General features: G+C 63.0%; 9 protein-coding genes. 3 read left to right on the forward strand and 6 right to left on the reverse strand.

From position 1 onward, the window contains the following. Window positions 1-184 precede the first annotated feature (184 nt). The 6 genes from WG899_RS21685 to WG899_RS21710 form a co-directional block, all read right to left on the reverse strand. Window positions 185-973, reverse strand: a complete 789-nt coding sequence (locus WG899_RS21685) for an enoyl-CoA hydratase (RefSeq protein WP_339597748.1) — start codon at window positions 971-973, stop codon at window positions 185-187. Beyond that, window positions 970-2196 carry a DUF3108 domain-containing protein gene (locus WG899_RS21690; RefSeq protein WP_339597749.1) on the reverse strand — a complete coding sequence of 409 codons (1227 nt, stop codon included), beginning with the start codon at window positions 2194-2196 and terminating at the stop codon, window positions 970-972. Before WG899_RS21690 ends, WG899_RS21685 begins: the two co-directional genes overlap by 4 nt. Continuing rightward, window positions 2181-3977, reverse strand: a complete 1797-nt coding sequence (locus tag WG899_RS21695; protein WP_339597750.1) for a M61 family metallopeptidase — start codon at window positions 3975-3977, stop codon at window positions 2181-2183. Before WG899_RS21695 ends, WG899_RS21690 begins: the two co-directional genes overlap by 16 nt. A gap of 25 nt (window positions 3978-4002) precedes the next feature. Further along, window positions 4003-4470, reverse strand: a complete 468-nt coding sequence (locus WG899_RS21700; RefSeq protein ID WP_339597751.1) for a DUF3429 domain-containing protein — start codon at window positions 4468-4470, stop codon at window positions 4003-4005. 115 nt (window positions 4471-4585) lie between these two features. Next, entirely contained in the window at window positions 4586-5329 is a 744-nt protein-coding gene (locus WG899_RS21705; RefSeq protein WP_339597758.1) for a DsbC family protein, read from the reverse strand. Between the two features lie 21 nt (window positions 5330-5350). Further along, a complete protein-coding gene (locus WG899_RS21710; protein ID WP_339597752.1) occupies window positions 5351-6463 on the reverse strand; it encodes an FAD-dependent monooxygenase in 1113 nt (370 codons plus the stop codon). 112 nt (window positions 6464-6575) lie between these two features. Between WG899_RS21710 and ychF the strand changes: the two genes are divergently transcribed. The 3 genes from ychF to rpoH all read left to right on the forward strand — a co-directional run bounded on the left by ychF (window position 6576) and on the right by rpoH (window position 9474). Beyond that, window positions 6576-7667 (forward strand): redox-regulated ATPase YchF, encoded by a 1092-nt coding sequence (ychF, locus tag WG899_RS21715; protein ID WP_339597753.1) that lies wholly within the window; start codon window positions 6576-6578, stop codon window positions 7665-7667. A 220-nt stretch (window positions 7668-7887) separates the two neighbouring features. After that, complete coding sequence (locus WG899_RS21720) at window positions 7888-8394, forward strand: chemotaxis protein CheW (RefSeq protein ID WP_339597754.1); 507 nt, start codon at window positions 7888-7890, stop codon at window positions 8392-8394. A gap of 156 nt (window positions 8395-8550) precedes the next feature. Next, window positions 8551-9474: an RNA polymerase sigma factor RpoH gene (rpoH, locus tag WG899_RS21725; RefSeq protein WP_444718887.1), complete on the forward strand. Its 924-nt coding sequence runs from the start codon at window positions 8551-8553 to the stop codon at window positions 9472-9474. Window positions 9475-9563 lie beyond the last annotated feature (89 nt).

The raw sequence follows: 9563 nt of genomic DNA on the forward strand, positions 1-9563 counted from the left end.
TTGTTGGCTTCGGCAACATGCCGGAAGTCCATGACCGCAACTGTAGGGATTCGCACCGAGGGAAAACACTAGGCTCACGAGAACTCTGCATTGACGAAACAGAAACAATGACGGCCCGCAGGCAAGCCGGCGGGCCGTTCATCCCATGACTTGCGTCATGGCCTGCACACAGAGTTGGGCGGCTTCAGCGCTGCTGGAACTCCGGCTTGCGCTTGTTGATGAAGGCGTCCATGCCTTCGCGCTGGTCTTCGGTACCGAAGAGCGCATGGAAGTAGCGGCGCTCCACATTGACGCCATCCGTCAGCGGGCCTTGATAGGCCAGATTGACCAATTCCTTGATCAGCATCACCGAGGGGCCACTGAAGCCATTGATGGTCTCGGCCGCAGCCAGTGCCTCCGCCATCAGTTGATCGGCCGCGACCACACGCGACACCAAGCCACCACGCTCCGCTTCGGCCGCATCCATCATGCGGGCAGTCAGCAGCAAGTCCATGGCCTTGCTCTTGCCCACCGCACGCGGCAGACGCTGGGTGCCACCGGCGCCGGGGATGATGCCCAGTTTGACCTCGGGTTGACCGAACTTGGCGGTGTCGGCCGCGATGATGAAGTCGCACATCATCGCCAGCTCGCAGCCACCCCCGAGGGCAAAACCGGCCACTGCCGCAATCACCGGCTTGCGCACCTGAAGAATGGTTTCCCAATTCTTCGAGATCAGGCCGCTCTTGAAGGCGCTCATGAAATTGTGCGGAGCCATTGTCGGAATGTCGGCACCGGCCGCAAAGGCGCGCTCGGAGCCGGTCAAGACGATGCAGCCAATGCTGTCATCGGCGTCAAAGGCCAGCAGGGCCTGGCCCATCTCGTCCATCAGCTGATCGTTCAAGGCATTCAGTTGCTTGGGGCGGTTCAGGGTAATCAGGCCGGTGCGGCGCGCACCGCTGCCATGCACGGCGGTGATGATGCATTCGTAGCTCATGGGTTCTCCTTGTCTGAAACTTGTGGCGCAACTATAGAGGCGCGGCTGGGGCGCGGCGCCGAAGCGAGTGATGCGGGTGATGATGCAGCCGCTGCCGCGGCCTCCTGCAGTGGAGCCGATTCAAGCAGCAGGTCCACATAATTCCTGTCGTCTTGGCGGATGCGCAGGCGTACCGGCAGGTACTGCAAGCTGGGTGCCAACCACACCTCGGAACTCAAGTCGCCGCCGCTGGCCAGGCTGCGCGGTGCCAAATGCCAGGCCGTCAAGGCGCCCATCGGCGTCTGCAATATCTCCTCCCCCAGCACCTCATAGCGCCAGCGGTACTGCCGCCCCGGCAGGGCCAGCGGCAAATCCAAGAGCTTGCCGGCCTGCATCGATTCACGCCCGGTCAAAAACAACCAGGTCAGTTGCACGAACTGACTGGCCGCATCTTGGGTGCCCGGCACCGAGGCTTCGCTGCGGCCATTCGCCAAGGTGACGGTTTGCGGGCCGAACATCAGCGTGGAGCGGCGTCGCGCCGAGAACAAGACCCGCGTGTCTTCGTCATAGCGCTGCGGCGCAATGCCGGCCGCCGTCAGCTGACCATCACTGCTCATGCGCCGCGAAATCAAGGGCGCAAAGCTGGGGCCTACCGCCACGTCCATATGCATTTGGTAGTGCGAACCTTGACGCAACCACTCGACCTGGGCGCTGCCGTAGATGGCACCGCGGTAATTGCCCGTTAGTTGGTAACTCAGCCGTGTCGAAGGCGGCCATTCCGGGCCGGGCTCAAAAGCCTGCGGCGCTTCGGGTGCTGGGGGCTCAGCCGGCGGCTCGACCGGCTGAGCAGGTGGAGTTGACCCGTCATTCAGCGGCACTTGGCCAGCGTCTGGCGCCAACTTGGCTGGCTCCGGCTCGGGCACCTCGACGGCTTCAGCGGGCGAGGACGCTGCCGACTCATTGACTATGGGTCCCGGCGTCAGCGTTGACTTTGGTTTCGGAGCCGGCTTGGCCTGAGGCCGCTTCACCGCCGCGGCTGCTGCCGCATCGGCTACCGGCTGCAGCGCCCGCACAAAAGCCACCGTCATGCGCGCGGGCATCGCGCTGTCCATCTCGGCCCAATCCTGCTGCAAGTCTTGCAAGCGGAGCAGCAGCCACAGATGCAAGCCCAGCACCGGCACCAGCAAGACCAGCCAAGCCCAGCCACTGGGCCCGGCGCGGCCTCGCTTCAGCCGCTCAGCCATGCCTTGCGCAGGCTGGCCACACGCGCCGGCGCCTTCTCGGCCAGGCTCAGCAGCAAGGGCTCGGCGCCGCTTGAGCCGGCCACACGCGAGCCCGGCAGATCCACCGTCATCTCAAACAGGCGCTGGTCCCGACTCAGCAGAAACTTCAAACCGGCTTGGTCGGCGCTCAAGGTGAGCGCGGCGTCCTCGATGCGGCGCAAACGCCAGCCATTGCAGGCGAGCAATTCGTCGCCGGCACACAGGCCCCCGGCCTGCGCGGCCGAATCGGCCAAGACATGCTTGACCACCACCGCCCCACCCGCCTCATTGACACGCAAGCCCAGGCGCTGTGCCAATGTGGCCTTGTCGCTGCGCAATTGCACGCCGGCTTTTTCCAGCAGATTGGCCAGGGGCAAATCGGCCAAGCCATGCACCCATTGGCGGAACTCCTGCGCCAGGCCTTCGCCGCCCAATTCGGTGATCAGGTGCAACACATCGGCCTCGCTGATGGCGCCGCGTGCCCCAGTGGACAGACCGGCATGGCTGTGTTGCCACAGCGCGCGCATCAAATCGTCCAGCTTGTGCTGAGGATCACCTTGGCAGCGCAAGCTCAGATCCAAGGCCAGGGCCAGCAAAGCCCCCTTGCCGTAATAGCTGATCGTGCTGTTGGGGCTGTTTTCGTCCGGCCGGTAATACTTGACCCAGGCATCAAAACTCGATTGCGCCAGGCTTTGCACCTTGCGGCCCGGCGTGGCCAAAACACCGTTGACGGTACTGGTCAGCAGCTTCAGGTAGCGCGCCTCGTCGATCAGGCCGGCCCGCACCAGCATCAAGTCGTCGTAGTAGGAGGTAAAGCCCTCGAAGAACCACAGCAGTTCGGTGTAGTTCTCCTGCGTGAAGTCCAGGCTCGCAAAGTCTGCGGGCTTGAGTCGCTTGACGTTCCAGGTGTGGAAGTACTCGTGGCTGATCAAGCCCAGCAGGCGCACATAACCGTCCGACGCTTCGGTCTGCCCAACACGCGGCAGGTCACGGCGAGGCGCGATCAGCGCCGTGCTGGCCAGGTGCTCCAGGCCACCATAGCCCTCGTCCACCGCGTTCAGCATGAAGGTGTAGCCGGTGAACGGCGGGGCGCTGCGGCGCTTATTGGCCGGGCCGTGCCAAAAGGCGATCTGGGCCTCGCAGATGCGTTGCGCATCGTGCAGCAAGCGTTCGCCATCAAAGACCGGCAAGGCGCCACTGACCACCATCTGATGCTCGACACCGCCGGCCTCGAAACGGCCTTGCCAGAAAGTGCCCAGCTCAAACGGGTGGTCCACCAACTCCTCGTAGGAGGCGGCGTGGAAGACGCTTTGCCCCTGCGCGTCTTGGCGCGGCATGGCACTGGCAATGCGCCAGTCATCCGGCAGGCGGCCAAAGCTCAGTCGGTGTGTTTGCTGCTCTCGCCCATGCACACGCAGGCACAGGCTGGTGCCATTGAAGAAGCCTCGATGGGCATCCAAAAAAGCGGCGCGCACCGAGTTGTCAAAGGCATAGACCCGGTAGCAGAGCACCAGGGCCGAGGCACCTTTGCAGGCGATCTGCCAGGTCGCCTTGTCGATCTGTTCAAGCGCCAGTTCGCGACTGCCCTGCGAGGCGCGCAAGCCACTGAGATGGCGCGAGAACTCGCGCAGCAAATAGCTACCGGGAATCCAGGCCGGCAGGCTGACACGCTGCTGCGCCGCCGGCGCCGGTATCGTCAGGGTGACTTGAAAGACATGGCTGGAGGGTTCATCCAGATCGATCTGATAGCTGATGCCATTCATGTGCTGCCCTTGCTGAATCGCCAAATCAACTGCCCGCTGCGCCGAGGAAGCAGCACAGTGCCGCGCCGGCGCTGAGGCGGAAACGCAGCGTTAACCAGGCCGAAGCACCCAAGGCGGGGTAAAGCCGGCGGTCGACCAAATAGCAAACCACCAGCATCACGCCATGCAACACCAGGCCCGCATAAGCCGGCATCACCAGCGCGATCCACGCGCCCAGCGGCGGCATGATGCCCCAGACAAAAGGCTGCAGGCTGGGCTCGCTCTGGCGAAAACCCAGGCCCCAATAAATGCCACCCAGGAAGGAGATGATCAAGGCCGCATAGGCCGACAAGGCAAAGCTGATCCAGGCGTGCGCCTCCACATTGCGCCCCCCGACCAGCCAGACCAGCATGGCGCCGAACACAAAGGGCAACAGCCCCAACAAACCCAAGCGTTGGGCTTGCGGCAGGACGGCCATCATCGGCGAAGGTGGGGTGCTGGCATCAGCAGGCATGCGGGGGAACTCCGAAGCGGTTCAGGGTAGGACGGTACGGGTGAATCATCAGTCAGCAAAAGCACCAAGGGCTGGCGATGGCAAGGCGTACCTAGCGCACCAAACCCTCGGCACATCAGCTCTTGCCCACGCTTTGCAAACGCTTTTCCAATTGGTCAGCGCTGAGCGCACCCGGGGCACGGCTGCCGTCTTCAAAAATGATGGCCGGCGTGCCGTTGATATGGTGGCGCCGCGACAGGGCCAGATTGCGCTCGATGGCAGCGTCGTCGCATGCGCCCATCGGTTTGAGCGGCGCCTTGCCTTCCAACATCCAGCTCTGCCAGGCCGAGCTTGAATCCTTGGCGCACCAGATGGCGCGCGATTTGTCGGGAGAGTCGCCGCCCAAGATTGGAATCAGAAAGGTGTAGACCGTCAGGTCCTTCATGTCCTGCAGCGAACGCTCAAATCGCTTGCAGTAGCCGCAGTTGGGGTCGGCAAAGACGGCGATCTTGCGCTTGCCATTGCCGCTTTTCCAGACCACCGCGTCCTTCAAGGGCAGCGCCGCGAAATCAATGGTCAACAGTTTGGCGACCCGCTCCTCGGTCAGGTTGCGGCGGGTACGCAGGTCGATCAACTCGCCCTCAACCAGATAGCTGCCGGTCGGGTCGGTATAGCGGATCTCGTTGCCAATGCGCACTTCCCACAGGCCCGCCATCGGGCTCGGACGAACCTCCTCGATCTTGGGCAGGCCGGTCAATTTTTCGGTCAGGGACTTGCGGATCACGGCCTCATTGGCTTGCGTCGACAAGGGCAGCGTGAGAGCAAGGAGAGCCGCCGCGGCAGCGCCGGCATTCATCGTCAAAGTCTTCAGATTCAACATCGTCATCTAGGTCGGAATGGATCAGGAGCCCAGGGCGCGCGCCGTCAGCCAGCGCTTCAAGGGAGGGACAGAATTCAAAGCGGTCAAGCCACGGTTGCGCAATTCGCGCAGGGCCGGTTTGTCGCTGGCAAACACCTTCAGCAGGCCATCGGTCAATTCACCCATGGCCCAGTTGGGCGCCAAGCGGGCGCGTGCAAAACGGCGCAATAGGCGCTCGTCGCCGAGTGGCCGCCAGGCCTCCTTGGCCGCCAAGACCCCGGCGAGTGCGGCCACATCGGCCAGCCCTAGGTTCAAGCCCTGACCGGCGAGCGGATGCACCAAGTGAGCGGCATCGCCGAGCAGCACCCAGCCGGGCCCGGAGACCGCCTGCGCACGCGCCAGCGCCAAAGGCCAGGAGGAGCGCGCACTGGCCAAACGCAGGCGTCCGGCCTCGCCGCCGGTGGCGGCATTCAGCGCCGCCTCAAACTCTTCTTCGGACTTCGCCAACAGATCGGCCGCCTGCGCTTCGGGCGCCGACCAGACCAGGCCGAACGAAGCACCCGGCTGCGGCTTGGCAATCGGCAGCAAGGCCAACACATCGGGCGAACGGAACCATTGGTGGGCCACGCCTTGATGCGGGGAGTCCGAGACCAATCGCGCCGCGATGCCGCGTTGCCCATAGCTGTGGCTCTCGAAGCGCACGCCCAACTCGGCCCTGTGCGCGGAGTCGCGTCCTTCACAAAGAGCCACCAGATCGGCCGGCACCGGCGCATCCACCACCTGCACATGCGGCGCATAACGCAAGGCCTGCGCCAATTGCTGCTCCAAGGCGCCGGCATCGACGATGAAGGCCAATTCGGCCACACCCTGTTGCCAGGCCGAAAACTCCAGCGTCGCACCGCCCTGGTCGCCGCGCACCTTCATGTCATAGACCGGGCTGATCGCATCGGCGGGCAAGGCATCCCAAACCTTCAGTTCACGCAACAGACGCACCGAGGCGGCATTCAGGGCGTAGCTGCGCACGTCCTCGCGCTGCGAGGGGCTGGCTTCGACGCTGCCCAACATGGCCACACGCAGGCCTTGCGCACCCAGGGCCAGGGCCAGACTGCGCCCGACGCAGCCGCTCCCACGAATCAAGACCTCATAGCTTTGCATGGCGGCATTGTAGGCAGGCGCCACAGACCCCGCGGCGCGCAAGGCCGGCGAACGACTAAAATGCCGGCTTTGCCCCGCATACGCGACCGGCGCCCCACCCAGAAAGTCATTCATGAGCCTCAAATGCGGCATCGTTGGCCTGCCCAACGTCGGCAAGTCCACCCTCTTCAATGCGCTGACCAAGGCGGGCATCGCCGCCGAAAACTATCCCTTCTGCACCATCGAGCCCAATGTCGGCGTCGTGGAACTGCCTGACCCGCGCCTGCAAGCGCTGGCCGAGATCGTCAAGCCCGAGCGCATCCTGCCCGCCGTGGTCGAGTTCGTCGACATCGCCGGCCTGGTGGCTGGCGCCTCCAAGGGCGAAGGCCTGGGCAATAAGTTCCTCTCGCACATCCGCGAGACCGACGCCATCGTCAATGTGGTGCGCTGCTTTGAAGACGGCAATGTGGTGCACGTCAACGGCAAGGTCGACCCGATCTCCGACATCGAAGTGATCCAGACCGAACTCTGCCTGGCCGATATGGGCACGGTGGAAAAGAGCCTGCACCGCTACAACAAGGTGGCGCGCGCCGGCGACAAGGAAGCCATCGCCCTGGTCAAGGTGCTGGAGAAGTGCGAAGCTGCTCTCAACGAAGCCAAGCCGGTGCGCACCATCGACTTCAGCAAGGAAGAGCTGGTCTTGCTCAAGCCCCTGTGCCTGATCACCGCCAAGCCGGCCATGTTCGTGGCCAACGTGGCCGAAGATGGTTTCGAGAACAACCCCTTCCTGGACCGCCTGAAGGAATACGCCGCCGCCCAAAACGGCCCGGTGGTGGCCATCTGCGCCAAGACCGAAGCCGAGCTGTCGGAAATGAGCGATGAAGACCGCGCCATGTTCCTGGCCGAGATGGGCCAGGACGAGCCGGGACTGAACCGCCTGATCCGCGCCGGCTTCAGCCTGCTGGGCCTGCAGACCTACTTCACTGCCGGCGTGAAGGAAGTGCGCGCTTGGACCATCCACAAGGGCGACACCGGCCCGCAAGCGGCCGGCGTGATCCACACCGACTTTGAACGCGGCTACATCCGCGCCCAGACCATCGCCTATGAAGACTTCATCACTTACAAGGGTGAGCAAGGCGCCAAGGATGCCGGCAAGATGCGCGCCGAAGGCAAGGAATACGTGGTCAAGGACGGTGACGTGCTGAATTTCTTGTTCAATGTTTGATTGATCGCAGTGCGGGCCCAGCCCGCCGTCAATAAAGCCAAGGCCCCACTCGACTCGGTTCGGGTGGGGCCTTGCACTTTGCGCACGCCCGGCATCGCCGCTGAGGGCGACAGGCCGAAAAAAGACAAGGCCGCGCCCACCAGATCCAGCGATGCAGGACCGCTGGAACGTGCAGAATAGGGTTCAATTCAACTGTTCCGCGTTCACCCCGAATCCCATCATGAGTTCCAACGAACTGGTTTCCGCCCAAGGTTCACGTGTCGCATTGGCCTCCGAGCAGGCGCGACCCGATGCGAAGCAATTCCTGACCTTTCATGTCGGCGAAGAGGAATACGGCCTCGACATCCTGCGCGTGCAGGAGATTCGCTCCTATGAGGCGCCCACCCGCGTGGCCAATGCGCCGGCCTTCGTCAAGGGTGTGGTCAATCTGCGCGGCGTCATCGTGCCGATCGTTGATCTGCGCCTGCGCCTCGGTCAGTCCGGCGAGTACAACGCCTTCACCGTCGTCATCGTGCTGAATGTGTGCCAACGCGTTGTCGGCGTGGTGGTGGATGCGGTGTCGGATGTGCTGGAGTTGACCACCGACCAGATCAAACCGCGCCCCGAAGTGGCCGCCGCGCTGGATGCGCGCTTCATCACGGGCCTGGGCAAGATCGGTGAGCGCATGTTGATCCTGCTCGATATCGAAGCCATGGTCGCCAGCCCCGATTTTGGCCTGATGGACTGAGTCGCGCGCTCGCTCTGCCGAGCAAGTTAGTAGTCGCACTCGGTTTAAGCCTTTAAATTAAAGGCCAACCCCAAAGACCCCTGACGATTAGCACTCATCATTCATGAGTGCTAATATTGATGCTGTCGAACCGAAAGGTTTGCTTCTTGAAAAAGGATGATGACGATGTCCACCCCTACTGCTTTGACGGTGCGTGACCCTTGGTCGCTGGTGCCTTCTTTGGGCAATCTGGATGCATACATCTCTGCCATCAACCGTCTGCCGCTGCTGACCCCCGAAGAGGAAAGTGCAGCCGCACGTAAGTTGCGTGACCATGGCGATGTGGAGGCCGCCGGAAAGCTGGTGCTGTCGCACCTGCGTCTGGTCGTGTCGATTTCGCGCCAATACATGGGTTACGGCCTGCCCCAGGGCGACCTGATCCAAGAAGGCAATGTCGGCCTGATGAAGGCCGTCAAGCGCTATGACCCGGATCAGGGCGTGCGCTTGGTCAGCTACGCCATGCACTGGATCAAGGCCGAGATTCACGAGTACGTCTTGCGCAACTGGCGCATGGTCAAGGTCGCCACGACCAAGGCTCAGCGCAAGCTGTTCTTCAATCTGCGCTCGATGAAGCACAGCATGAAGGAAGACATGAGTGACGATATGAGCCACCGCAACAGCCTGAGCGAAGCTCAGCTGGACCACGTGGCCAAGGAACTCAACGTCAAGCGCGAAGAAGTGCTGGAGATGGAAACCCGCATGTCAGGCGGTGACGTGGCCCTGGAGCCGCAAACCGACGACGACGGCGAGAGCTACGCCCCCATCGCTTACCTGGCCGATGAAACCCAGGAGCCAACTCGCGTTTTGGAAGCGCAAGCACGTGACACGCTGGCCGGCGACGGCATCACCCGCGCGCTGGAAGCGCTGGACGAACGTAGCCGCCGCATCGTTGAGGAACGCTGGCTGAAGGTCAACGATGACTCCAGCGGTGGCATGACGCTGCATGAATTGGCGGCCGAGTACGGCGTCAGCGCCGAGCGGATTCGCCAGATCGAAGTGGCCGCTATGAAGAAGATGCGCAAGGCGCTGACCACGGCCTGATCAAGCACTTCGACCGGCTTGGCCTCAAGCCTAGTCCGGTCGCAAAAAACAAAGCCCCTGGGTCTGACACCAGGGGCTTTTTTCATGTC

Source organism: Paucibacter hankyongi (genome assembly GCF_037482915.1).
Classification (GTDB): Bacteria; Pseudomonadota; Gammaproteobacteria; order Burkholderiales; family Burkholderiaceae_C; genus Paucibacter_A; species Paucibacter_A hankyongi.

What these genes read in the sequence shown, in the direction of transcription:
- WG899_RS21685 (WP_339597748.1), bottom strand. Translation starts at nt 973, where the DNA reads ATGAGCTACGAATGCATCATCACCGCCGTGCATGGCAGCGGTGCGCGC.
- WG899_RS21690 (WP_339597749.1), bottom strand. Translation starts at nt 2,196, where the DNA reads ATGGCTGAGCGGCTGAAGCGAGGCCGCGCCGGGCCCAGTGGCTGGGCT.
- WG899_RS21695 (WP_339597750.1), bottom strand. Translation starts at nt 3,977, where the DNA reads ATGAATGGCATCAGCTATCAGATCGATCTGGATGAACCCTCCAGCCAT.
- WG899_RS21700 (WP_339597751.1), bottom strand. Translation starts at nt 4,470, where the DNA reads ATGCCTGCTGATGCCAGCACCCCACCTTCGCCGATGATGGCCGTCCTG.
- WG899_RS21705 (WP_339597758.1), bottom strand. Translation starts at nt 5,329, where the DNA reads ATGTTGAATCTGAAGACTTTGACGATGAATGCCGGCGCTGCCGCGGCG.
- WG899_RS21710 (WP_339597752.1), bottom strand. Translation starts at nt 6,463, where the DNA reads ATGCAAAGCTATGAGGTCTTGATTCGTGGGAGCGGCTGCGTCGGGCGC.
- ychF (WP_339597753.1), top strand. Translation starts at nt 6,576, where the DNA reads ATGAGCCTCAAATGCGGCATCGTTGGCCTGCCCAACGTCGGCAAGTCC.
- WG899_RS21720 (WP_339597754.1), top strand. Translation starts at nt 7,888, where the DNA reads ATGAGTTCCAACGAACTGGTTTCCGCCCAAGGTTCACGTGTCGCATTG.
- rpoH (WP_444718887.1), top strand. Translation starts at nt 8,551, where the DNA reads ATGATGACGATGTCCACCCCTACTGCTTTGACGGTGCGTGACCCTTGG.